The sequence below is a fragment of the Pseudoalteromonas caenipelagi genome, assembly GCF_013140855.1.
Taxonomy (GTDB): Bacteria; Pseudomonadota; Gammaproteobacteria; order Enterobacterales; family Alteromonadaceae; genus Pseudoalteromonas; species Pseudoalteromonas caenipelagi.
The window spans coordinates 42,400-66,868 of sequence record NZ_JABBPG010000014.1 but is presented as its reverse complement, the minus strand read 5'-3'; the positions used below and the strand labels follow the sequence as shown (position 1 = coordinate 66,868).

Below are 24,469 nucleotides of genomic sequence, written 5' to 3'. Positions count from 1 at the left end.
TGTATTAACAGTAGTTTGCTAAACATATAGCTAGCTTATCTCGCTCTAGGGGTTTTGCAAGGTGTCTATTGAAGCCAATAGCGATTGCATGCGCCTTGTCCTCAGGCATCACATCAGCCGTTAAAGCTATGATTGGCAATTCGTCTGGATCTTTAAACTGACGAATCGCAGCCGTTGCCTGATAACCGTCCATAATTGGCATTTGGCAATCCATAAGCACAATATCAAATTGCTCGTTCTTAACTGCTTCAATGGCTTCTTGACCATTAGAGGCGACAGTATGTTGGATATCAAAGGAACTTAACATGGCTTTGATTACCACTTGATTTACAGGGTTATCTTCTGCAACAAGTACGTGTAAGCAATGGATTTGCGATATATCCACGTGCTCTAGTTGTTTACTTTGAGCGCTTGAGTTGAGCAGTTTAATAGAAAGCGTGAATGTACTTCCCTGACCTACCTCACTTTTAAGGCCCAGTGTTCCGCCCATAAGTTCTGCAAGCTCTTTGGCGATGGCCAGGCCAAGGCCAGTACCACCATATTTTCTAGAGGTTGAATTATCAGCTTGGCTAAATGCGTTGAAGATTGCATGTTGTTTCTCAGCTTCAATACCTATGCCTGTATCGATAACATTAAACGTCAAGTTGAGGTGTTTTGTGCCGTATTCCGCTTCGATATCTAATACCACACTACCACGTTGGGTGAATTTGACTGCATTGCTACATAAATTTATCAAAATTTGTTCGATACGCATTTCATCCCCTAGCACCCAAGTCGGTCCTGGTAGATTATGAACAACTTGCCAAGCAATGCCTTTTTGCTGAGCATTGGATGAAAACATAGTGTCAACACGGTTAAATAACTCTTGTAGGTCAAATGGGTGATTGTCTATTTGCAGACGGTTTGACTCAATCTTTGCGATATCAAGAATATCGTTTATTAAGTTAAGTAAGGTCTTAGACGCTGAGCCGATTTTTTTAATGTAGTCTCTGAGTTCTAGATGGTTGTGTGTTGCACTGGCAAGTGACGCAAATCCTATAACGGCGTTGAGAGGCGTACGAATTTCGTGACTCATATTAGCTAAAAATCTACTCTTAGCTTGATTGGCACGATCAGACTGTGCCTTGGCTTTAGCTAAAGAGCGCGTACGTTGGTCAACGAGCGCATTGAGAGCGTGGTGCTGATAATTAAACAGTAATAATATGTATATGATCAACCCAGTGATACTGAGCTGTAAGATCAACAACATTAGGGTTAGCTTTTGATTGAGTCGTGAGGCATATTCATCTTTAACAGACAGTTCCATTCGCCATTTTTGACCGGCAACAAATAAGGTAATCACTTTTTTATTTTGGTCATTGATGAGTTGTTCGGGCCCGAAATTTTTGTAAAAAACGCCGTTGTTGCTGGTGTCGTAAAAGGCGATATTGAACAGTTGGGATTGGGCTTGTTTCAGCGCTTCTGCAAGCAATGTTTCAACTTGTACTACAGCTGTAGCATATCCTTTTATTGCATATTCTGTCGCAGAAGCATTAGGTTTGAAAACCGGCGAAAATAATAGATAAGCGGGTGACGGGCGGCTGTCTTGAACCAAATAAATGATATCACTCGCTTGAGGTTCTGTGGCATTACTGGCCTTAACAATTGCCTGCTTCCGACTCTCTTTAGAATAGACATTGAAACCGAGTGCCCCGCGATTGCCATTAAGTGGAGAGATATATTTTACCACTACGAGCGGATCTGTAAAAAATAAGGGCTCCCCTTTGACTTTGACGTTGTCACCATAAAGTTCAGCTAACTGTTCATTAAGCTGCTCGCGCTGTGCGACATCGATACGTTCATTCCAAGATAAAGCGCGCAAAAAAGTGTACTGCTCCCTGAGTCCGTTAGCTACTTGTTCAAACTCTTGCTGAGAAAAGTGCTCACGAGCTTGCAATTGGTTGGCTAATGCTTGAATTGCAAGCATGCTTTGATTGACGTAGCGGTAAACAATATTTTCGATGATCTGCATTTCGCGTTGTGCATTAACATTCGCACTTTTAATATTGCTTTGATTGTATAAAAATGTGGTTAGCGCAACGGACATACACAAAATGATACATGCCGCGAACGTGCTGGCTATGTTATTTAAAGGCTTTGAATTTACCAGCCAAGGTTGCAAGGCAATGAGCAAAGCTGGTGTGGCGATTAAAACACCTAAGGAGTCCCCGAGCCACCAAGCGAGCATATTGTGCCAATGGTTCGCAAAGCTGTACTCTGGGTGATAGAAACTCAGAGCAAATACACCGATATTAGCTGATACTAGATTAACAGCTACCCCGACGAGCCCAATGAAGTATGCTATATGCAAGCGGCTTTGTAAGTGTAGTGGGTGGCCAAGCCACGCTCTGAGTAGATAGCCACCAAGCAAGGCTTGTAGTACTGCACCGGTTGCTATCATGCAAACTTCGATGATATTTGGAGTGGATAGCGCCTCTAAGTTCCAACCATAAGCCGTGGTCCAGTTGAACATTGCGGACGCAACTGCCAACCCTGGAGCGAATCGCCAACCCCAAATAAACACACCTACTAAGGCAACGCCTGCAGGTAGCCAGATAGGCAGCACTTGGTTTTGAAACGCAAAGACGGTTAGCAGTTTTCCAAAGACAAAATAGCTCAGTGAAAATATCAGATACCCAAGGTGTGAATGCCATTTTTGCTTAAAGTTCATAAATAATAGTTATGTTGATTTGGAGATGCAGTTGCTAAGTATAGTTGGTGAAGAATGAATAATAGTAATCAACCTCGTCCATCATCCACAGCTTTATCAATAAACTGCGCATCAATAGTGTAACTTTATGAGCTAATGTGGATTATTTATTAAAAGAAGTAAAGCGACGTATGTCAGCAAAGATAAAAGATACTGAGATGTAAAGTATTGGGCATAAAAAAACCGCTTTAAAAGCGGTTTTTCAAAAGCAATGGCGGAGAAGGAGGGATTCGAACCCTCGATAGGGCTACAAACCCTATACTCCCTTAGCAGGGGAGCGCCTTCAGCCACTCGGCCACCTCTCCGACGCAAAACTATAAAATATGGCGGAGAGATAGGGATTTGAACCCTAGATACGCTATTAACGTATGCCGGTTTTCAAGACCGGTGCTTTCAACCACTCAGCCATCTCTCCATGGGCAAAGATAATACTTAGTGAATTTGCTGCTGTAAACCGTTTTTAAACCGTTTGCCTAAAATTTAAACTAAAATTGTGGAATTAATTAATCATTGATTAAAAATGAAGTAAATTGAGGTATTTGTACTGCGTGCGAGAGAAAAATTAAAGTGCTGCGGTTGGGAGGTACAGCACTTTAAAAAGAGATTTTTACTTATAAAGCGTTACATGGCTTAACGCTAGCAATTTACCGAATCGGTTTAGGAATGACATCCAGTCAAAAGTTGCCTTTGCTGGTTCGATAGTTACGGTGTTGGCTTGCGTGTTGCTGCACGCAGCAGCTGAATTAAGCATGTTGACTCCTGCTTTAAGTAAGTTGATTTGAAAACAAGGCTATTTTGCGCTCATATTGAATAAAAATAAAACGATAAAAATTACCTTTTTCGGATAGAAAAAACTAATGTTTATTTATTAAAATCATGTTTCTTGTTTCTTTGTTTTTGTAAGCTTATGCAGATGTGATAGCGAGTTACCTTGCTTTGTTTTGTTATTAATCAGTGCTTTATTGTTTTTGTGTTTGCCTTGCTGGATGCTTTTTTGAATACTTATTCGGGTAAGTTAATTTTATTTTTATTGGAGTTTTATGCTGGTGGTCGTTAAACCGGGTTGTGCAAAGTGTAAACAAGCGCATATCCTATGGTTGAATAAGCAAATCGAAGATAAAAAACTTGCGTGCCGTTGGTTTTATACCAGTGGTAACTATCATGAAGATCTCAACAAGCTGCGCGCTCTTGTAACTATGCACCGATTGCTAGTTGTTATCGGGGGCGATGGAACTGTTCATTTAGCGGTCAATGCGTTGATAGGCTCTCATTGCGAGCTCGCAATTTTGCCTGCGGGAACCGGCAATGATTTCGCTCGTCAATTTAACCGAACGACAACGCAATGGCGAAACAGCCTTTTTTCACATAATAAGTGTAAGATTGACGTCGGGTACGTGAATCAACGTTACTTTATCAATGTGCTGGGCTTAGGTTACAGTGCGCATGTTGTAAAGTCGGTTAACCGTACTAAAAATAGGCATCGACTGAGCTATGTCTGGGCAGCACTAAAAGCATTGTTTTCGTATTCGGGTATATGGGTGCGAGAGTTAGACTTTGAGACTGAGCAGAAAATGATGATGCTGTTGTTTGCCAACAGTAAATATTTTGCGGCTGGAATAAAGTGTGCGCCGAGTGCTGATCCTGAAGATGGCTACCTTACTCGCATTAGCATATCACCGTCATCTTATGGAGAGCGGGTAAAGCTGTTTTTAGCGATGTTATTTGCTCTGCACCAAAAAGCGGCCAATGTATCTGTGAGTCGAGGTAGGGCGTTTGAAATATTAACTCCTAATTTAGCTATTGAAGCCGATGGGGAGCTAGTAGGGGAAACGCCCGCAAAAATAGGTGTGTGGCCAAAAGCAATTATCTTAAAACTATAGGTCAGCGCTTGTACTGTGTTGCCCCACATGAAGGTGTGGTTAAGGTGACCCTGCAGAAGTACAAAGTCTTTATCGCCAGACTCATATAGAATAACGATGTAATCTGGTTCTGTCTTGAATTAATACCAATCAAACGGCTGCAAAACAAACTTGAAAGATCAACAGGCCCTACAACCCTTATTGGTAGAAAAATAGCCGAGATAACTCGGCTACTAGGGAGATAAACTTGTTTCACTGCTTTAAGTTGAATAGTTGATAGCCTGAAAAAGCAGGGATTTGCTGTTGTAGTTGAGATTCTGTTTTTGCAATAACGGAAAACTGTCCACAAAGGGCGTTCGCTTGTTGCTCAATGTTTTGGGCTTGTATTTGTACTTTCTCTTCAATTTGCTGGCCCATGTTCTTCATGCGTTGCTCAAATGCTTCCAGATCACCACCAGAGCTAGTCATCTGAGAACCAATTGCCATTAGGATACTTCCTATAGACTCCATCATGGCACCTTCAACTGCACGCTCTATTCGCTGTTCAAACTGCTGTTCAAAATTATTACCAAACTCATTAAACGTTTTTTCACCCATCACAAAAGCGCCACGTTGGTAAAAGGTTTCGCTTACTTCGCTTTCGATATCAGTGAGTAGTGTGCTCAAGGAGCCAAACTCTTCCATTTCGAATGCATTTGCGACTTCTTCTAATGCAACACCGGCTATTTTAATTCCATTAAGCGCGATATTCGCGACTTGCGGTAGTTTGGCTCTAAGTTCATCGGCGTAATTGGCAACAGCTTGTTGTTGATTGGAGTCTAAAGCAATAGACGCACCGTCAATAAATACTTGACCGGTGTCGGTGATACGCAGTTTGCTGTTATTGTCACTATTGGTTATAAACAATTCGTCAGGTGTGATGCGTACATCGTTTTGAAAATCTACCTCACATTTATCAGAGCTAAATTGTAAGTGTGAGCCATCAATTTCTGTGTGTGCAAAAGATGCTGAGCTCAACGTCATTGCCGCTAGTAGTGCTATTTTTTTCATGAGATAAACCCTTACTGATGATAGATATATCAATCACTATTCAAATCTAATGCCAAAAATAAAACGTTTTTAATATCAGTTGTTTATGTTGTTGTTGTTTTTCCTGGCCAAGCATGTAGTTTAGTTTTTTGACCACAATTTAGCTAGTTTGACCAAAATTAAAGCGGTGATAAATTTTTTTTATTAAAACGATAAAAAACTCTCACTTTCCAGATTTGTTTTTTCCAGCTAAATACTCACTTAGGTGAACAAAGCACATTAAAGTGCTATTGGTTTCACCGAGTAACTATTATTAACACTTATTGGAGTGGGTTGTGGGTAAGACATTTTCTTATGATGCGCTTGACGATGATTTTGTAGATGACGAGTATGAGAACCTCGGGCGAAATCAGCATGATAAGCAAAAGCGAAAGGTAAAGAAAAAGCTCGATGACTATCTTGAACAAAAGCGCTTGCGCAAAAATTTAGGTGAAGATGATTTAGATTATCTTGATTAGTTAAAAAGGAGGCTTAGGCCTCCTTTTTAATGTGCTATTAGCTATTAATTGTTTAGTGCTTGCTCAATAAATTTTGTGAGTTTATGAGGTCGCGTGGTCGGAGAAAAGCGCTTCAATGGTGCACCGTCACGACCAATAATAAACTTAGTAAAATTCCATTTTATTCGTTGACCAAAAATACCTGGTAATGCTCTTTTAAGGTAGCTGTAAAGCGCATGGGCATGCACGCCATTTACATCCACCTTTGCCATCATCAGAAAATCAACACCATAATTTATAAGGCATCCTTGCTCGATCTGCTCGGCATCACCAGGCTCTTGCCCTCCAAATTGATTACATGGAAAGCCAATTATGACTAAACCTTGTTTGTGATATTTCTCATGTAGAGCCTGAAGTCCTTCGTATTGCGGTGTAAACCCGCACTCGCTAGCTGTGTTAACAATCAGTACAACTTTATTTTTTAGCGTCTCAAATTCAAATGGTTGCCCTTGAAGCGTGTTTGCGGTGAACTGGTAAAATTCTGACATGATTCGTTTCCTTTATGGTTATTCTATATTTAAACTAGCTAGGTAGAGCGAAGCTCTCGATTAAAAATTCAATGAGTAAACGCACCCGATAGGGCATCAGATCTTTACGTGGGTATACGAGCCAAGTTGCACCATCGTTGACTTGAAAAGGCTCTAAAATGTATTCAAGTTTTCCTTGCTCAACGTAAGGTTGGACAATATCTTTCGCTAAATGTGCCACTCCTAAGCTTGCAAGACAGGCATTGATTAACGCAAATGAATTGTTGCTTCGCCAATTACCCGTTACTTTTATTTCTTCAATTTGCTCGCAAATCATAAATCGCCACCGCCCTTGCGTAGCACACAGGCAGTTATGTTGGTGTAATTCGTATGGATGGCGAATGCGACCATGAACGCTTTGGTAATCTTTACTAACGACCCAGGTCATGGGGCGAGCACATAGTTTACGTGCAATTAAATTGGAATCTTGAAGTCGACCAAACCTTATTGCTAAGTCAAAGCCCTCTTCAACTAAATCAACATTTCGGTTATTAAAATCAATTTCTATACTCACTTCTGGGTATCGTTTAAGGAAACTTGCGATTTGAGGTGCTACTTGGTTAGCTACAAACTCACCCGCCGCTGCAATCCTTATTTGCCCTTTAGGAGTATTTTGTACGCCTTGTACTAGATTGGTTGCATCCACTAGCTCTTGCTGTATGGCTTTAAGCTTGCTGGCATACTGACGACCAGCATCAGTTAAATTTTGCGTACGTGTGGTGCGTTGAATAAGCGTTGTTCCTAAGCGCTTTTCCAATTGTTGTATCTGTCGACTGACATATGAAGTAGAGGTTTCCAGTTTATCGGCTGCTTTACTAAAGCTACCTTGTTCTACAACAGCTAGAAACACTTCGAGGCCTTGCCAAATCATAAGTTATCCGATCTTATTTCACAATAATCTAATTATAATTGCTTTATTATTGCCCTGAGGCAAAAGTTATTTTTGTTTAGAGTGTGTTTGTTATGTGCATGTTTGGCTAGACTAGTAACCATATCAACAGCAGGTGATAACCTGTAATCGTATCGCTATGTGCAAATATATGGAGCGCAACATGCTAAATTTCAGCTTTGTTAACCCTACTCAAATACATTTTGGTCAAGGGCAGATAGCCTGTTTATCTTCTAACATTCCTCAAGATACTAAAGTGCTTGTTGTTTATGGTGGAGGTAGCATTAAAAAAAATGGCGTGTATGAACAAGTCTGTGAGGCGTTAAATGGGCATAGCTGGGGGGAGTTTGCAGGGATTGAGCCCAATCCTAGCTACCAAACTTGTATGCAAGCCGTAGATATGGTGAAGCAAAATGGTTATGACTTTATTCTTGCTGTAGGCGGGGGGTCTGTGATTGATGGCTGCAAATTTATCGCTGCCGCAGCACTATTTGATGGAGAACCATGGGATATTCTTGGCAAAGGTGCAGAGGTAAAATCGGCATTACCATTAGGCGTTGTTTTAACATTGCCAGCAACAGGCTCCGAATCAAATAGCTTTAGCGTGGTATCTAATAAAGACACCAATGACAAGCTGCCGTTTGCAACCCCGTTAGTGCAGCCGAAATTTGCGGTGCTAGACCCTGATGTGATGAAGACGTTGCCTGAACGCCAGTTAGCCAATGGTGTGGTGGATGCGTTTGTACACACCATGGAACAATATTTGACTTATCCAGTTAATGCGAAAGTGCAAGATCGCTTTGCTGAGGGGTTATTGCTCACTTTAATGGAGGAAGGTCCTAAGGTTTTTGATAAAGATGTGTCTTATGATGTACGTGCAAATGTGATGTGGTCAGCGACCATGGCACTTAATGGCTTAATCGGGGCGGGCGTACCTCAAGATTGGGGAACACATATGATTGGGCACGAGATCACTGCGGTGTATGGGCTTGATCATGCTCAGACTTTGGCGATTGTGTTGCCTCGATTGATGGAAGAACAAAAAGAGACTAAGCGAGAAAAAATATTACAGTATGCGCAACGGGTGTTAGGGTTGGATACCACGAACCCTGATGAAGCAATAGCACTGGCTATCAAAAAGACAGAAATGTTTTTTCATGATGTTAAAATGCCAACGCGTTTAAGTGACTATGGATTAGGCGAAGAGGTTGCAGATAAAATTGTGCTACAACTTGAACGTCATGGTATGACGGCGCTTGGAGAGCATCAAGCTGTCACATTGGAGAAAAGTCGGCAAATTCTTATCCGCAGCGTGTAGTACCGATTACTTGGCGTGGACAAAGTTTGCGCCAAGCTTCCCGATACGCCTTCCTTTAGTTATATATTTGAATTTTGCTTATGCCTTTAGCCTGCCTTTCAGGGCGATATTTGATATGGTTGGCAACATAGTAATTAAAGTAAGCATAATGGTTGGAGAATAGTAATGACAAAGGTATGGGATGGGTTTATCCGCGGTTTTCATTGGCTTTTGGTTATTGGGATTGCTGTACTTTATGTTAGCGGTGAAGAGGGCTGGCTAGATTTACATTTTGTGACAGGTTACCTGATTTTAGCACTCATGCTCACTCGGTTAATTTGGGGGGTTATTGGTAGTGATACGGCTAAGCTCTCATCTCTTATACATTCGCCAAAATCGGCATTATTGGCTATGCGTAGTGGCGCTCAGAGTGTCGGTCATAACCCTGCTGGAAGCTACATGGTACTGCTGTTCTTTGTGCTCATTGTGGTACAGCTACTCAGTGGTTTAATGAGTACCGATGATATTTTAGTTGAGGGGCCTTTAGTTGCTTATATTCCGACTTCTTGGAGCGAAATAGCCTCTGAACTACATCATGAAAACTTTGAGGTTTTACTGTATACGATAGCTCTACATATATTGGCAATTATTGTCTATCGCTTGAAAGGTAAGAATCTAGCCAAAACGCTTTTAACGGGTAAGGAAAACAACGTCCAACTAAAGCCTCGAATGGTGCCTGGTAAATGGGCTTATTTGATATTTATTATACTATCAGTGCTAATAATGAGTGTTTGGGGTGAGCAACCGCTAAGTGCACTAATTAACTGATTACAATAAAGGCCTAAATTGGAAGCTTTTTAGGCCTTTTTTAATATTAGTCTTTAAAAGATTTGTGGCAGTCTTTACAACCTTTTGCCCAGTTTTTAAAAGCTGGGCCTATTACCTTTTTATCACCAGTTTTAGCTACAAGGGCAAGTTCTTGCGCGTACTGTGCGAACATTTTAGCTTTGCTATCAAAAGTTTTTTTGTCCGACCACACTGCAGGTAATGCATCTGTGTTGCCTTTGTCTGAGCCTGCTATAAACGCTTCCCAAGGTATAGTAGATAGCTGAGCTGCGTTGTTCGCTCTTTGTTCAAAGCGTTTTGCATCGAATGGTACTTTACCCTTAAGCATGTCACCCATATCACCAATTTGGTAGCGTATTAACTGAAATGCTGCTTTACGGTATTCAATCGCATCTTCATTTGACTCAAATAGGCTATTTGCATTTGCATTTAAGCTAGCCAAAGCCAATGCCATTATTAGTAATTTTTTCACTTACTTACTCCATTAAATATTATTTTAGTGTACCAGTGTTGCGGAAATCGTTTATAGAGGCAAGTGTATTCAGGTGGGTTTTAAAGGTGTTTAGTCTTTTTGAGCGCTTTAAATCATAGCATTATGACATTTTTTGTGTGTGTTTACTTTTTTTTACATTAATTTGTTCTTAATAAACATGGCGTTATGTGTATTAATTGTTAGTTTGTGAATTAAGTCATACTTTTATGTCTCATCTATGTTGCTTGTGTCTGTGTGTTTACATTATATTAATTGACCACTCAATTTGAAAAATAATAGCAACACATAGTAAACAACAAGTCCTAGGGGAAAACATGTCTAATATGATCAAAAAGACTGCAATTGCAGCGGCGGTAGGTGGTGTTATCCTATCTGCTAGCGTGTCTGCACAAACAGCGCAATTAGTAAACAAATATGCTAGTTTTCAAACTGATAAAGTCAATATCAGTGATATTCAAAAACAAAAACCAGTTTCATACTTAGTTGTTTTAAAAGCAACATCTTCAGCTGACTTGTTTGCTCAGGGCACCTATCAAACTGGTGATACAAGAGCAACAATTGCACAAATTGAACGTATTCAAAACGCAGTTAGTTTAGAACTAAGCAATATAGATATTAATGCGAAAGTAATTGGTCGTACTAAAGTATTGGCTCCTACATTAATCATCGAAGCGTCAGAAAAGACTGTTGAAAAGTTAAAAAATGACCCTCGCGTCTCTAAAGTATTACCAATGTTTGACTCTGAGTTACACATTGAAGAATCTTCTGACTATGTTAAAGCAACCCCGGTTAGAACTGCTGGCGTAGCAACGGGTATGGGGCAAAAAGTAGCGGTACTTGATACTGGTATTGATTACACTCACGCTATTTTTGATGGCGCTGGTACCGTTGAGGCTTATCAAGCGGCTCAAGAAGACCCTACAAGCGTTTCATGGCCACAAGGTCAAGTAAAAGGTGGTTACGACTACATGCGTAACGACGCTGACCCAATAGAGAATGACCCGTCAATCGGCCCTGCAGAAGGTGACCCGACTAGTCATGGTACTTCAGTATCTCACTCTGTTACCGGTATAGCTCCAGATGTTGAACTATATGTTTACTCTGTATGTGGCGGTGGCTGTCCAGGTGCTGCACAAGCGGCTGCGCTAGAGGCTGCAATGGACCCTAATGGCGACGGAGATATCAGTGACCGTGTTGATGTAATTAATATGTCATTAGGTGGTGAGTATGGTGATACTTACACGCAAAGTGGTACTCAATACCTAATTCAACGAGCGGTTGACCTAGGTGTTAACATGGTTATTTCTGCAGGTAATGATGGTGACAACCCATTCCGCATTGGTGGTCCAAGTACAACACCAAATGCACTATCTGTAGGTGCAATGACACACCCAACTATTGCTGAACCAATTGCTTCAGGTACTGTTGCAGGTTCTGAAGCAATCATTCAAGGTGCAAGCTTTGGCCCTCAAGGCGCATTCGAAATGACGAGTGATATTGCGCCATTAGTTTATCCGGATGCAAATCAGAATGGTTGTGAGGCTTTCGCTGATGATGTTGACTTCACGGGTAAAGCAGTGCTTATCGACCGTGGTGCATGTGCGTTTGTATCTAAAGTGCTTAATGCACAAGCTAAAGGCGCGACGTTTGTTCTTATCGCAAACAATAACAACGATGGTTCTCCAGCGCCAATGGGCGGTAGTTCAGATGACGTAACAATTCGCTCTGTAGGTATTAACTTTGAAGCGGGTGCAGCGTTAAAAGAGCAACTAGCGTCAGGTGCAGCAACGTACAGCGTTAAAGTTGAAATGAAAAACTTAGCGGGCGCGGTTGCAGATTTCTCATCTCGCGGTCCTTCTATGGATGGCTTGTTGAAACCTGAAATTACAGCTCCAGGTACGAACATCATGGTAGCTGCGACGGGCACACAAGACGGTTTAGCTCCAGCAACTGGTACATCGTTCTCTGGTCCTATGACTGCTGGTGCTGTAGCACTAGTTAGAGAAGCCCTTCCTGAGCGCAACGCATACGAAATCAAAGCAACGCTGATGAATACGGCGAACTTAAACGTAACGAACGAAGCGTTGACAGTTAATCCTGATAGTGAATTAGCGCCTATTAGTATGATTGGTGCGGGCTTAGTAGATGTTGAAAAAGCGGTTAATTCTCCAGTTGCTGCTTGGGTTCACCATGAGCAGTTCGACACAAATCAGGCAGCATTATCGTTTGGTCTAGTACATGTAGAAGGCACTGCGGAGTATACTAAAACAGTTACTTTGAAGAACTTCTCAGCACAAGAAAGAACATACAACCTACGCACAGAAGCTCGTTACGCAAATGACGCAGAAACTGGCGCTATCAGCTGGAATATGCCTGAGTCGGTTACCGTGCCTGCAGGTCAAACAGTTGAGTTTGATGTAACACTAACAATTGACGCATCGAAACTTCCACAGTGGAAGCTAGGTAACCCGCTTAATGCAGATGATTTAGCGGCATTTAGTCCAGCGCTAACGTTAGCTGAATTTGACGGTGCGTTAGTATTCGACGACCCAGCAACTGATGGCGATCATGATTTACACTTGGTTTACCATGTGCTTCCAAAAGCAGCACAGGGCATCAGCGTGGGTTATGAATTAGTTGACGGCAAGGTGATGGTAACTGTTACAAATAACGGTGCAGAAGAATTCACACCTATGACTGAGCAACTAGTTGCTCAGCGTGAAGCTATGTCAAAAGAAGACAAGTCAGTAAATCTTGTTGCAACGACGTTCAACGTTTATGAAAGCGAAGGTTGTGAGTCAGGTTTATGGTTCACGTCTTCATTAGTATTACGCGATGCGCTTGCTCATCAGCGTCAAGTTGGTGGCTATGAAACTCGTCTAGACATTGATGGTGACGGTGAGCATGATTATTTACTAGCTCAATATAGTGATGTGGGTCGTAGTGCTGCTATCCCTGGACGTACACGCTCTGCAGTTGCTCCTTTAGTAGATGGTGCGCCTAATTGGGGTGCAGCTTTCGTGAGTGCTTTTGCACATGAAGGTGGCTCTAACACAGTAACCTTTACAGGTTGTGCTGAGTGGATTGGTTTAGGTTCTGATAACCTAGGTCAAGATATTGCGTTTGAATCAAAAGTCGGCTTTGGTTATGACTTAGGTCTTTACACAGCTGAGTTTGAGGATGCACTTGCTGGTACTGCTAAATTTGCTACATCAAATGCTAAGTTGGTAACAGCATCAGGTGAAGCAGTTGAGAAGCTAGCACCAGGAGCGAAAGCATATGTAACTGCTGATGCGCCATTTGCACTTACAAGCGCTGATTTATCAGGTGTGGTTGCACCAATGACTGATGCAGTATTAAACAACCCTATGCCATTTGACGCACCTGTACTTAACGGTGTTGAAGTAAGCGTTGCTGAAAACACAGAGACTGGTACAGTTATTGCGACATTAGCGGCAGAAACAGTTGAGAACACGTTAGATGTTTCTGAGTTCTACTTGAAATCTTCTACCCATGCAGGCTTATCTGTGAATGCAGCGGGTGAGATTGTGGTTGCTAACGGTGAGCTTCTAGATTTTGAAGCGGGTAACAACGAAGCTAAACTGATTGTTACTGCTATCGATGTAATGGGCAATATCTCTGAGCCTGCGGAAGTTATCGTAAATATTACCAACGTAGTAGATACGGATGCAGAACAGCCGCCTGTAGTTGACGTAACCCCTGAGCCGAAGAAGAGCTCTTCAGGTTCACTAGCATGGTTAGCGCTATTAGCTGCACCATTTGCTGCACTACGTCGTCGCAAGCAAAAATAAGCATAATGCTTAAACTAAAAACGCCAGTCTTATGACTGGCGTTTTTGTTTGTAAATCACAATGCCATTTACTTCCAAATCACCTTATCAATACTGTTTGGTTCTTCACCTATGAGTGTTTTTACTACCTGATTGCGTTCATTGAGTAAAATAAGCCTAGGAATGCCGGCATTGGCATATTGGCTGTAAATCTCGCGCTCAGGGTCTGAAACCAATGCAAATGGTAGCTGGTATTCTTCGTTAAATTTAGCCATAGACTCATTGTTTTCATTGCGACCGATGGCAATGATCTGTAGATTCGGGTCATTAATAAGGGGAGAGGCTTTAAGCTCTTGTAGTGTTCGTTGGGAATCGCTGCACCAAGTTGCGAATAAAATGACCAGCTTACGTTTATCTCCCAACTCAATTTTGTCGCCATTGATATCGGTGAAAGAACGGTGCTTAAAATTGTCACCAGCAGTAATGTAAGTTTCATAATTTTTTGGTGGCTGGCTATCAGCCTGCACTGTGCTACAACCCGAGATGTTCAATAGCAAAGCAGATGCAAATATTAAGTGATTAACCTTTTTTATCATTATTATCTTCCTTTTGAGTGGCAAAATTAGTGTTAGAGAATACCCTATTTTTAAGTGTATGAGATAAATTATGTGGTTATATCAAGGCTTGTTTCTATCGGCGTTGAGCTCGGCAACACTTTTGCCAGGTTCATCAGAAATATTTCTATCTGGGTTAGCCGTATTAGATAACGCAAACTTGGTGATGCTGTGGCTAATTGCGACGTTGGGAAACGTTGTGGGAAGTTGTATTAACTACTGGCTTGGGTGTAATGCGATGTACTTTAAGGATAGGCGTTGGTTTCCTGTTTCAGAGCGTCAACTGGAAAAAGCGAAAGTTCAGTACACACGATTTGGTAGTATCAGTTTGTTGTTTTCGTGGGTGCCAATTATTGGCGACCCTTTGACTGTTTTAGCTGGCGTATTCAAGATGAAAAAGCGACTATTTGTGCTGCTCGTCTCCCTTGGTAAAGGGTTGAGATATGCGATGGTAATTACGCTAGCTGTAGGAGTAGAGCAGCTGTTTTAGCTGCTCATCGATGCCAATCTAAGGTGAGTGATACTGAATCTGCAAATCGCAATGCATGCGGCTTATCAACCTTCACCTTGGCGTAAGTTACAGATGAATGACGGTGGCACTCGGTTAAAATGTCTGCTACTAATTTTTCTAACAGCAGAAAATGGCCGTCCTCAACGAGTTTTATCACGGCTTTTGTGACTGTTTTATAGTTAAGCGCGTGCTCGACCTCATCATGGTTGACGCAAGCGGTATCTGCGGGATAATGGATCTCGATATTAACCACAACGTCTTGTTTTTTTTCACGCTCTTCTGGATTAAAGCCAATATAAGTACGTAATCGTAAGTTTGTGACATTAATGATGGCATTTTGCATAGGCTATCCTTAGTTTTTTACTAGCTGCATAAACTCATTGCGGGTTTTTGGGTCTTCACGAAAGTTACCTAGCATTACAGAGGTACGCATTTTCGAGTTTTGCTTTTCTACTCCACGCATCATCATACACATATGTTTTGCTTCAACGATAACGCCAACCCCCTTAGCGCCAGTAACTTGCTCAACGGCTTTTGCAATTTGATGTGTTAACTGCTCTTGAATTTGGAATCGGCGTGCATACATATCTACGATACGAGCAAACTTTGAGAGCCCGAGTACTTTTCCGTTAGGAATATAGGCAATATGGCAACGACCAACGAACGGCAGTAGATGGTGTTCACACATTGAGTACAATTCAATGTCTTGTACCAATACCATATCGTCGGCGTCGGATGTGAATACCGCATTGTTAGTAATTTCTTCAAGCGTTTCGCGATAGCCTTTGGTTAAATATTCCATCGCTTTTGCGGCTCGTTTAGGTGTCTCTAGTAACCCTTCTCGGTCACCATCCTCTCCAACCGCGGCAATAATTTGTTTGTAACTGTCTTTTAAATTGTCGTGCATAATGGTCTCTGCTTATTTTAGGTGACGACCGCCATCGACTGGGATTGTGCGCCCAGTGATATAGTCGCTGTTGAGCAATAACTCAACGCTATTAATTATTTCCTTGCAACCGGGTTCTATTCCCATGAGTGATTTTTTCAAGGTTTTTTCTCTATACTCAGGTGGGTCATCTTGATTGAAAATGATCAGACTTGGCGCAATTGAGTTAACTTTAATTTTAGGTGCAAACTTAGTCGCAAAAGAGCGGGTGAGGTTATCTAACGCGGCTTTACTGGCAGCATAGGCGATATGTTTTGGACTACCTGTCTCAACCACATAGTCGGTCAAATGAATAATGTCAGCTGGTACTGGCGAAGCCAAAAGTAAATCTGCAAGTGCTAAGTTTAGCTTATAAGGTACTTTGGCGTGGATTCGCATCATGTTGTCAAACAAGCTGTCAAAGTCAGGATTATTGGCTTCACAGTCCCAGCTAGAGGCATTGTGAATAATAGCCCGCAGAGCACTGTAGCGAGCGCGCAGCGTTTCTTGAAGTTGTTCTACAGACTGTGAGTTATCAAAATCAACACTGATGCAATGCACACCGCTTTGTTCTAGTTCATCAATAACGTTATGTCTGGTGCGATAGGTAATTACCACTGGTTGGCCTGTTGCTACAAAATGTTGCACTAAAGCCAAGCCGATACGTTGGGCTGCGCCAGTGATCAAAATCGGTGCGGTCATTAAAAACTCTTATCCTCTGAAAAGTATCAATAAGTTAACTATAACGTAATTTTTACGTCATGTTACGAATTGTCGATCACTGCGATACATTCAGATTCTTAGTGTGTGCCGCTTTTATACTAGCAAGGCAACACACTGCGTTGTGCTATATCGCAATGTGCTGCTTTAAAATCAAAAGGTTAGATGTTTGTGGCTATAAGGCGTCGTATACTGTTGGTATAGGTTGACGTTTGTGTTGGGTGCGTTGGTAAATCGCGATGAGTTTTGCTTCTACCTCAGGTGCAACATCTCTACCTTCTAAGAAGTCATCTATTTGGTCATAGCTTAAGCCAAGCGCTTCTTCATCGGTTAGGCCTGGCCTATCACATTCTAAATCAGCAGTAGGGGCTTTAGTGACCAATTCTACAGGTGCACTCAAATGTGCTGCTAAGCTGCGAACTTGACGCTTAGACAAGCCAAATAACGGAGCTAAATCACACGCACCGTCACCAAATTTGGTATAAAAACCGGTGATATTTTCAGCGCTATGGTCTGTGCCAACAACCAAACCTTGTGTTAATCCCGCAATTTCGTATTGGGCAACCATACGCTGGCGAGCTTTTACATTACCTTTAACAAAGTCGACAGACGTTTGCGCTGGTATAGATAATTGCGCCGTATGCATAGCCTGCATCGCTTGTTCGTGCATTGCGTCGACTGCTGGCTTAATATTTACAGTGATGCGGTGAGAAGGCTTAATAAAGTCTAGAGCAAGTTGCGCTTCACCTTCATCTGCTTGTACGCCATAAGGTAAGCGCATAGCAATAAACTGATACTGGTCTGTGTCATGCTCTGCATTGAGCTCATCGACGGCCAATTGGCACAATCTACCACAGGTTGATGAATCAACACCGCCACTTATACCTAACACTAAAGTACGGCAGTGCGCCGAAACTAAACGTTGTTTAATAAAGTTTATTCTGCGAGTGATTTCGAATGCCACATCTATTTGTGGCTGTACTTGCATTTCAGCGAGTATCGCTTGGCGCATTTTATGCTCCTCATTGCCAATGCTATTTGGGGATATTATGTTGTGATTGAAAGTTAATTTAAAGTCCCAAATGCTGTTTGATGTCAGCCAATTCTTTTTTAAGTTGTTCGATCTCTATCAGTAGCGCATCTAGTTCTGAGTTTTCTATTTTTTGAGAAGGGGAATTTGGTGCTGCTGAATAATGCTCGGCGTCTTGAAATTGGTGTATATAGCGGCTCTCACGTTTGCCTGGTTCTCGAGCAAGCTTTTTTACAAAGCCTTCATTTTGTAGTGTTTCCAGCGCGTCTTCAACTTCACTAACTTGCGAAAAAGTCGCTAATCTTGCACTGCGAGTTCGTAGTTCGCCAGGTGTTTGTGCTCCTCTTAGCAGTAGCAGACAAATAATGGCTCTTTGTTGTTCGCTAAATTGCAGTCGACTAAATTCAGTATTGCAAAATCGATGGTCGTATTTGTTAACTCTTCCCGAGAAGCCTTCATCTATCGTGACAATATGCTTAGATTTTAATGCTTCAATTGCGTCTAATACCTCTGATTCAGTGATGTTCATCACCGGGTCGCGATTAGATTTTTGATTACAAGCATTGGTTAGAGCGTTAAGCGATAGTGGGTAATGTTCAGCGGTGGTTGTTTGTTTTTCTAGCAGGCAACCAACAATACGTTGTTCAACTTCATTCAGTTCCATAGTCACACTCACGATATTTTTTTATCACTGTACGCTATTGGCAACGTTTTGTTTAGTCTCATTTTGCCAGTATCTTAGTTTCTCTTCTAGCTCGTCTACTTTGATTGGTTTGGATATATAATCGTCCATCCCCGCGGCTAAGCACTTTTGTTTGTCTCCTTGCATGGCGTTTGCTGTCAGCGCAATAATCGGTGTCTGTTTATGCTGAGCACCAACACCACCAGTGCGAATTAGATTAGTTGCTTGATAGCCGTCTAGTTCAGGCATTAAGCAATCCATCAAGATGATATCGTATGGCTCGTCACGCAGTTTTAGGTGTTCTGCGGCTTGTAGGCCATCATCAGTGCATTGGGCATGAATACCAAATCTACTCAGCAATTTTAAGGCTACGGTTTGGTTAATCTTATTGTCTTCTACAAGTAACACCTCTAGGTGACTGAGGTCAGTGGCCGTACTTTCGGTGTGAGTTGAGTTTTTGTGATCCAACTGACACAGTTTAAGCATATCTGCAGGTGTAAGTGGCCTAAGTAGTGTTAAATCAGGCGTTAAGGGAGTAAATTCTGTTTTGGCTACCAGTCTATTTCCCAGCACAGCCAAGCCTCCTTTAGACCGCTGATGTAGCTGGTGCAATCGTTGCAGTAGGGTGCTTGATGTATTTAATAATTGCTCAGAAGCAATAATTAAAGCCGGGTCTTTTAATAATTTATCCTCAACATATTCTATGGCTTGAGTAATTGAGTCCAGGTGGATTAAAGGCATTCCCCAACTATCGAACAAATAGTGTTGTCGCGCTTCTTGTTTTAAGTGCGGATCGACAATGATCAATGCCTCACAATTAAATTCAATAGAGGATAAGGGCTGTGGTTCAAGAAGTTCAATATAAAAGCTGAAGGTGCTACCTACGTCAACTTTACTATAGGCATTCAAGTTACCACCTAATAAACCACATAACTGACGTGCAATGGTTAATCCTAAACCTGTTCCACCAAACTTTCTTGTGGTCGACACATCAGCCTGTGTAAACGAGTCAAATATTTTACTTAGCTGAGATTTACTTATCCCTACGCCAGTATCTTCAACATTACACCATAGTCGAGTGTGTTGGGCCTGTTGCTCCGTGTAACAATTCAGTGTAACCGTGCCATTTTCAGTAAATTTTATAGCATTACTAAGTAAGTTATTGAGCACTTGTTTCAACCTGTGAGGATCTGTTTTGGCGCATTGAACCTTCAGTTCATGTGTATCAAGAACCAATCTAGTATGTTGCTCTAGCGCTTTGGGCGCAAAACTACTAATGCTATCGCTGATAACTTTGACCAAGTCGCATTCAATAAGCTCAACTTGCAGCTTACCCGCTTCAATTTTTGAAAAATCTAATATGTCATTGATGATACTCAGCAATGACTCTGCCGAGTTCTGTGCCAGTTGCAAATGATGCATTTGTGAAGGAGATAAATCGGAGTTGGTGACAATTTGTAACATGCCTAATACGCCGTTGAGTGGCGTACGTATTTCATGGCTCATACTGGCCAAAAACTCAGCTTTCATTTTTGCAGATTGCTGTGCAAGCTCTTTTTCCATTACAGCTTGTTGCCTTGCTTGTTGCTGTTCTCTGCTTGCAAATAAGCTGCCTAAGGTTGCAGCAACAGCCTTAATTAACTTTTTATCGGTGTTATCCCACACTAAATGAGGATGCTTATACTCCGCACAAAGCAGGCCGATGGCATGTCCCTTGTAAGCAATGCTGCATCCTAATATGGCATTAACTTCATACGGACTTAAATAATTATCTTTAAGCTCTTGAGTGCATGGGTGAGTGTGGGCAAAGTTTGCTAGTATCAGTTCCTGTTTAAAAATTGCAGCAAACAGATCGGGCAGTTGTTTTTTTCGCCATGGCGGGAAATGTTGTAGGTCCTCTTCACGCGTATTACTAAAAGCAGAGGGGATCAACTGTGAGCCATCAGCGTTAAGTAGCCAGATACTGGCACGTTGTGCCTCAAGGCCTTCACATACGGCTCGGATGGCAATGTTTTGAGCGGGTTCCAACTTTAAGTTTAAAACCGCTTCGTGACTGCTAAGCTGGGCTAGTAACTCATTGTTTTTAGCAACTTTGTTATGCTCAATTTCAAGGCATTTACGAGCGTGAATGTTTTGCACTGAGCCATAAAGTTGACTGGTATAATTTCCATGCCTAACAGCTCTGCCTTTGACCATCAGCCAGCGTTCATTCCCCTTTGCCGTTTTTATCAACATTTCCTGTTCAAAATCGATGCCCTTTTTAATTGCCTTATCAAAGGTTTCTTGCATTAATCTGCGGTGTGCACCTGCGACAAAAAACTCGGTGGTAGCAATCCATGAAGGTTGATAGCTGGCGGGCACTTCAAAGATTTCTTTGGTCACTTCCGACCAAGAAATATTCCTTGTTTTTAAATTGATAGTCCATGCACCTACTTCTGCCAGCGCACCCATGCTACTGAGTGAGTGGGCATTATCTTGCAGCTGCTTTAATAGACGGTTAAAAAAGACAAAAGCCCCGATAAATAGCAAAATAATTGTTGCTAAAGCAAGGCGAAAAGGCCAAATGGTTGCGCTTTGTGGTTGCCATCCTCCTCTTGGATAGACGTATAGCGTCCAATGTCCCCCTGCAACATTAATAGTTAGTGACAAAGATTGCTCAAGTACAATGCTACTGTCCCCATAAAAAAATTCACCTTGCTGATCTAATAGTTCGCGCCCTTGGATAGCCACATTAAAGTTGTTTTTTAGATCTTCTAAGCGCGCCATAGTAAATAACTTTTGTATATCTATGACCACTGAGAGCAAGCCCCAAAATTCAGTTTTTTTATCTGTAACGGGTACGCGGGCTATAAGGGCTTGTCCTCCTTGCAGTAACTCTAACGGTCCTGTCAGTACAATTTTACCAGAGTCTCTAGCTTCAATTGCTTCAGCGCCTTGCGTAGGGTGGGAGAGGTAATTCAGGCCAAGTGCTTTCTCATTGCCTTCAAGAGGGTAAATAAACTGCAAAACCATATCTGGTGCAGCTCCTATATTTCTCAGTACCCCACTGGAGCGAAATAGTGGCTCTGCAATCCGCTCAAACGATGCCTGAGTGAGCTGCTCTTCTTGCGCAACGGCAATGGCCAGCCCTCTGACTAATTGAATATTAGTTGCAAGGATACCTTCAATTTGAGTTCTATATACGTTGACTGTTTCGTAGGCCCTGCTTTTTTCTTCTTGTACTAGCCGATTGTAATTTACAGTATCAACGTAACCGCCAAAGGCAACAATCGCACCAAGTAGCAGCCAAAAGCTGACTTTAATGGATTGCGTCTTCCTTGGTGCATTCGACAAATTTGCAAACATTACTTAGCGAGAGTTATTGAGCGTTTAATAACTATAGACCACTGTGCGTTTTATAAACAGGCGTGTTCTATAATAAAAATGACTCGCGATGATGCACTAGACTATTGAGAGTCTGTATTATTAGGGCTTGGAAGTGACAGTCAGTTTGTTGATCTTAACGAGGGTAAATAACCATCTGTTAAATGTCACATATGACTGCTTAAACTAGGGCTTGTTGATCTTTCAAGTGCAGTCCTTAGGGGGACATAATTAAACAGCAAAGAGCAACAGCTCCTATGAACTTATAAATAATTAAGAGAGAAAAGGATATGCTTAAGTTACTTAAGTGGCTGCTGGTGGTTGTCATTATCGCATGTTTACTGCTTACTGGAGCGCTATATGGGGTGCTCTCGCTGAGTTTGCCGCAACTAGATGGTACGCAAACCAGCGGCGGCGTTATCTCAGAGGTTGTTGTTAATCGCGATGCTTTGGGCCAAGCGGTAATTTATGCGGATAATCGCCAAGATGCAGCCTATGGGTTGGGATATGCACATGGGCAAGACCGATTTTTTCAGATGGATTTATTGCGGCGCAGTGCTGCGGGCGAACTCAGTGAGCTATTTGGTGATGCGGCTATCAGTTTGGATGAAAGAATGCGTTTTCATCAATTTAGGCAACGCAGTGAACGTATTGTTAAGCTTTTGCCCCAGCAGCACAAACTTGCTTTGCAAGCATATGCAAAAGGTGTCAATGATGGGCGCACACAGGCGGGCTTTGAGGGTTTTGAGTATCTGTTAACGGGGAGCGCTCAATTGCCATGGCGGCCTGAGGATAGTGTGTTAGTTATTTTTGCGATGTATTTAGACTTACAAGCAGGTAACTTCGAACGTGATCGGGCGCTTATTCATCTTGAAAGCATGTTTGGTGAAAAAATGCGTTTGTTTCTAACGCAACCGAGCCAATATCAAGCGGCTTTAGATGGCTCAACAATACCGATGCCTAATATTCAACCTCCTGAGCTTGAGAGCTCGGCTGTTCAGGCGAAAGTAAGTCCTATCGCATCTTTAGCTCATTTGGGCAGCAATAATTGGGCTGTTACTGGGCAGTTAACACAAACCAATAAAGCCATGCTTTCTGATGATATGCATTTAGGCTTGAATGTTCCTGCCATTTGGTACCGTGCCCAACTTAATTATTCTTATCAAGGACAGGCATGGCAAGTGACAGGCGTCTCACTGCCTGGGGCTCCCTCTATTGTTGTAGGCAGTAATAATCAAATTGCTTGGGGCTTTACGAATGGTTATTTAGATACTGCAGATTGGCTTGAGCTTGATGCGCATGCCAAGACTTGGTTGATCACAGAACAAATAGCGTTGCCCAACGGTAAGTTTCATCAGTACGAGTTGATGATGAGCGAGTTTGGTCCGGTCAAACGTTTTAATGGGAAAAGTTACGCATTGAGCTGGGTTGCACATCAGTCTTACGCAGTGAACTTAAACTTATTGGAACTTGAGCGGGCAACTTCTGTCGCTCAGGCAATGCAGTTAGCTCCAGAAGTAGGTATTCCTGTACAAAATTTAATGGTTGTTGATGCTCAAGGCAGTGCTGGCTGGCAGCCCATGGGGGCTATTCCTGCACGCACTAATCCTGTTAACACAGCTATCAAGCAAAGTGAGTACTCGCAGTTATGGCACAAAAATGAAAGCGTGAGGCCAAGTATCGTCAATCCACAAGGACAAAGGTTGTGGACAGCAAATGCACGAGTGGTGTCTATTAGTGAACACCAACGTTTCGGTGATGGTGGATATGCATTGGGCGCACGGGCACAGCAGATCAGAGATAGACTCACTGAGAAGTCGCAGTTTACAGAGCAAGACTTCAATCAGTTACAACAAGATAACGAAGCGCGCTTTCTTGCTCCATGGCATACACATTTAGCTGAGCTATTAAATAGCGCTCCACAAGGCAAAGCACCCTATGGTGAAGATTTGCAACACTTACAAAACTGGCAAGGATGTGCGTGTGCAAGCTCAGTGGGATATACGCTAGTGAGGCGCTTTAGGGGAGCATTGATTGATGAGGTATTTGCGCAAATAGAGGATAAATTAAAATTACAGGGTAGTTCGCTTAGCCATATTAAGAACTATCTTGAACCTGCACTGTGGCAGCTGTTAAAAAGCCAACCACATAGCTGGTTAAATGGCCATGATAGTTGGCAGAGCTTACAACTGAAAGCTTATGCACAAGCTAAAGCTGAGCTGGCGCAGGAGTATGGCGCTGATATGAGTGCATGGCGGTGGGGAGAGGTTAATGCTTTACGAGTAAAGCATCCATTTAGTCGACAACTTCCTATTTTAAGTGGTTTACTTGATATGCCGAAAGTAGATGCGTTTGGTGATACGTTTATGCCTGCCGTTCAAAAGTCGGACTTTGGCGCATCACAACGCTTTATTGCGCAACCTGGCTCCTTAGAAAAGGCAATAATGACCGTTGCTGGTGGCCAAAGTGGTCATCCTCTTTCGGCGTTTTATCGCGCCGGATTTGATGACTATGCACAAGGCAAAGCCACACCGTTACTACCGGGAGAAGCTGTACATCGGTTGACGATAGTGCCTAGCCCATAGTGA

The 24,469-nt window shown here is 42.2% G+C and carries 20 protein-coding genes and 2 tRNA genes; 7 read left to right on the top strand and 15 right to left on the bottom strand.

What is annotated here, in order from left to right; all coding sequences use genetic code 11:
• Positions 1 to 4: 4 nt before the first annotated feature.
• The 4 genes from HG263_RS21175 to HG263_RS21160 all read right to left on the bottom strand — a co-directional run bounded on the left by HG263_RS21175 (position 5) and on the right by HG263_RS21160 (position 3,500).
• The gene (locus HG263_RS21175) at positions 5 to 2,710 is read right to left on the bottom strand and encodes a CHASE domain-containing protein (RefSeq protein WP_171628054.1); all 2,706 of its coding nucleotides are present in this window, start codon (positions 2,708 to 2,710) and stop codon (positions 5 to 7) included.
• A 251-nt stretch (positions 2,711 to 2,961) separates the two neighbouring features.
• Positions 2,962 to 3,054 (bottom strand) — tRNA-Ser (locus HG263_RS21170).
• A 19-nt stretch (positions 3,055 to 3,073) separates the two neighbouring features.
• A tRNA-Ser gene (locus HG263_RS21165) sits at positions 3,074 to 3,164 on the bottom strand.
• A gap of 192 nt (positions 3,165 to 3,356) precedes the next feature.
• Positions 3,357 to 3,500 carry a hypothetical protein gene (locus HG263_RS21160; protein ID WP_171628053.1) on the bottom strand — a complete coding sequence of 48 codons (144 nt, stop codon included), beginning with the start codon at positions 3,498 to 3,500 and terminating at the stop codon, positions 3,357 to 3,359.
• Between the two features lie 289 nt (positions 3,501 to 3,789).
• On the opposite strand from HG263_RS21160, the gene HG263_RS21155 reads away from it, so the two are divergent.
• Positions 3,790 to 4,629 carry a diacylglycerol/lipid kinase family protein gene (locus HG263_RS21155; protein WP_171628052.1) on the top strand — a complete coding sequence of 280 codons (840 nt, stop codon included), beginning with the start codon at positions 3,790 to 3,792 and terminating at the stop codon, positions 4,627 to 4,629.
• A gap of 231 nt (positions 4,630 to 4,860) precedes the next feature.
• On the opposite strand, the gene HG263_RS21150 is transcribed toward HG263_RS21155, so the two are convergent.
• Positions 4,861 to 5,658, bottom strand: a complete 798-nt coding sequence (locus HG263_RS21150) for a YggN family protein (RefSeq protein WP_171628051.1) — start codon at positions 5,656 to 5,658, stop codon at positions 4,861 to 4,863.
• A gap of 314 nt (positions 5,659 to 5,972) precedes the next feature.
• Here HG263_RS21150 and HG263_RS21145 point away from each other — a divergent pair, with 314 nt between their 5' ends.
• On the top strand, positions 5,973 to 6,155 hold the full coding sequence (locus tag HG263_RS21145) for a PA3496 family putative envelope integrity protein (protein ID WP_070989517.1): 183 nt from the start codon (positions 5,973 to 5,975) through the stop codon (positions 6,153 to 6,155).
• Between the two features lie 44 nt (positions 6,156 to 6,199).
• Here HG263_RS21145 and HG263_RS21140 read toward each other — a convergent pair whose 3' ends face one another.
• Positions 6,200 to 6,682: a glutathione peroxidase gene (locus HG263_RS21140; RefSeq protein WP_171628050.1), complete on the bottom strand. Its 483-nt coding sequence runs from the start codon at positions 6,680 to 6,682 to the stop codon at positions 6,200 to 6,202.
• Between the two features lie 34 nt (positions 6,683 to 6,716).
• On the bottom strand, positions 6,717 to 7,592 hold the full coding sequence (locus tag HG263_RS21135; protein ID WP_216628532.1) for a LysR family transcriptional regulator: 876 nt from the start codon (positions 7,590 to 7,592) through the stop codon (positions 6,717 to 6,719).
• A 181-nt stretch (positions 7,593 to 7,773) separates the two neighbouring features.
• On the opposite strand from HG263_RS21135, the gene HG263_RS21130 reads away from it, so the two are divergent.
• Together HG263_RS21130 and HG263_RS21125 are read left to right on the top strand one after the other, a co-directional pair.
• Positions 7,774 to 8,928 (top strand): iron-containing alcohol dehydrogenase, encoded by a 1,155-nt coding sequence (locus tag HG263_RS21130; protein ID WP_171628049.1) that lies wholly within the window; start codon positions 7,774 to 7,776, stop codon positions 8,926 to 8,928.
• Positions 8,929 to 9,093: 165 nt separating this feature from the next.
• Positions 9,094 to 9,735, top strand: a complete 642-nt coding sequence (locus HG263_RS21125) for a cytochrome b/b6 domain-containing protein (protein ID WP_171628048.1) — start codon at positions 9,094 to 9,096, stop codon at positions 9,733 to 9,735.
• A gap of 46 nt (positions 9,736 to 9,781) precedes the next feature.
• Here HG263_RS21125 and HG263_RS21120 read toward each other — a convergent pair whose 3' ends face one another.
• Entirely contained in the window at positions 9,782 to 10,207 is a 426-nt protein-coding gene (locus HG263_RS21120; RefSeq protein WP_171628066.1) for a c-type cytochrome, read from the bottom strand.
• Positions 10,208 to 10,560: 353 nt separating this feature from the next.
• Between HG263_RS21120 and HG263_RS21115 the strand changes: the two genes are divergently transcribed.
• Positions 10,561 to 14,058, top strand: coding sequence for a S8 family serine peptidase (locus HG263_RS21115; protein WP_171628047.1), 3,498 nt, complete (start codon positions 10,561 to 10,563; stop codon positions 14,056 to 14,058).
• Positions 14,059 to 14,125: 67 nt separating this feature from the next.
• On the opposite strand, the gene HG263_RS21110 is transcribed toward HG263_RS21115, so the two are convergent.
• Complete coding sequence (locus HG263_RS21110) at positions 14,126 to 14,632, bottom strand: TlpA family protein disulfide reductase (protein ID WP_171628046.1); 507 nt, start codon at positions 14,630 to 14,632, stop codon at positions 14,126 to 14,128.
• 70 nt (positions 14,633 to 14,702) lie between these two features.
• Here HG263_RS21110 and HG263_RS21105 point away from each other — a divergent pair, with 70 nt between their 5' ends.
• On the top strand, positions 14,703 to 15,140 hold the full coding sequence (locus HG263_RS21105) for a YqaA family protein (RefSeq protein ID WP_171628045.1): 438 nt from the start codon (positions 14,703 to 14,705) through the stop codon (positions 15,138 to 15,140).
• A 4-nt stretch (positions 15,141 to 15,144) separates the two neighbouring features.
• Here HG263_RS21105 and folX read toward each other — a convergent pair whose 3' ends face one another.
• The 6 genes from folX to HG263_RS21075 all read right to left on the bottom strand — a co-directional run bounded on the left by folX (position 15,145) and on the right by HG263_RS21075 (position 21,863).
• On the bottom strand, positions 15,145 to 15,504 hold the full coding sequence (gene folX / locus HG263_RS21100; protein WP_171628044.1) for a dihydroneopterin triphosphate 2'-epimerase: 360 nt from the start codon (positions 15,502 to 15,504) through the stop codon (positions 15,145 to 15,147).
• Between the two features lie 9 nt (positions 15,505 to 15,513).
• A complete protein-coding gene (gene folE / locus HG263_RS21095) occupies positions 15,514 to 16,068 on the bottom strand; it encodes a GTP cyclohydrolase I FolE (protein WP_171628043.1) in 555 nt (184 codons plus the stop codon).
• Positions 16,069 to 16,080: 12 nt separating this feature from the next.
• Complete coding sequence (gene folM, locus HG263_RS21090; protein WP_171628042.1) at positions 16,081 to 16,788, bottom strand: dihydromonapterin reductase; 708 nt, start codon at positions 16,786 to 16,788, stop codon at positions 16,081 to 16,083.
• A 193-nt stretch (positions 16,789 to 16,981) separates the two neighbouring features.
• Entirely contained in the window at positions 16,982 to 17,818 is an 837-nt protein-coding gene (nadE, locus tag HG263_RS21085; RefSeq protein WP_171628041.1) for an NAD(+) synthase, read from the bottom strand.
• Between the two features lie 58 nt (positions 17,819 to 17,876).
• Positions 17,877 to 18,500 carry a YceH family protein gene (locus HG263_RS21080; protein WP_171628040.1) on the bottom strand — a complete coding sequence of 208 codons (624 nt, stop codon included), beginning with the start codon at positions 18,498 to 18,500 and terminating at the stop codon, positions 17,877 to 17,879.
• Between the two features lie 24 nt (positions 18,501 to 18,524).
• Complete coding sequence (locus tag HG263_RS21075; protein WP_171628039.1) at positions 18,525 to 21,863, bottom strand: ATP-binding protein; 3,339 nt, start codon at positions 21,861 to 21,863, stop codon at positions 18,525 to 18,527.
• Positions 21,864 to 22,171: 308 nt separating this feature from the next.
• On the opposite strand from HG263_RS21075, the gene HG263_RS21070 reads away from it, so the two are divergent.
• A complete protein-coding gene (locus tag HG263_RS21070) occupies positions 22,172 to 24,466 on the top strand; it encodes a penicillin acylase family protein (RefSeq protein ID WP_171628038.1) in 2,295 nt (764 codons plus the stop codon).
• Positions 24,467 to 24,469: the final 3 nt, after the last annotated feature.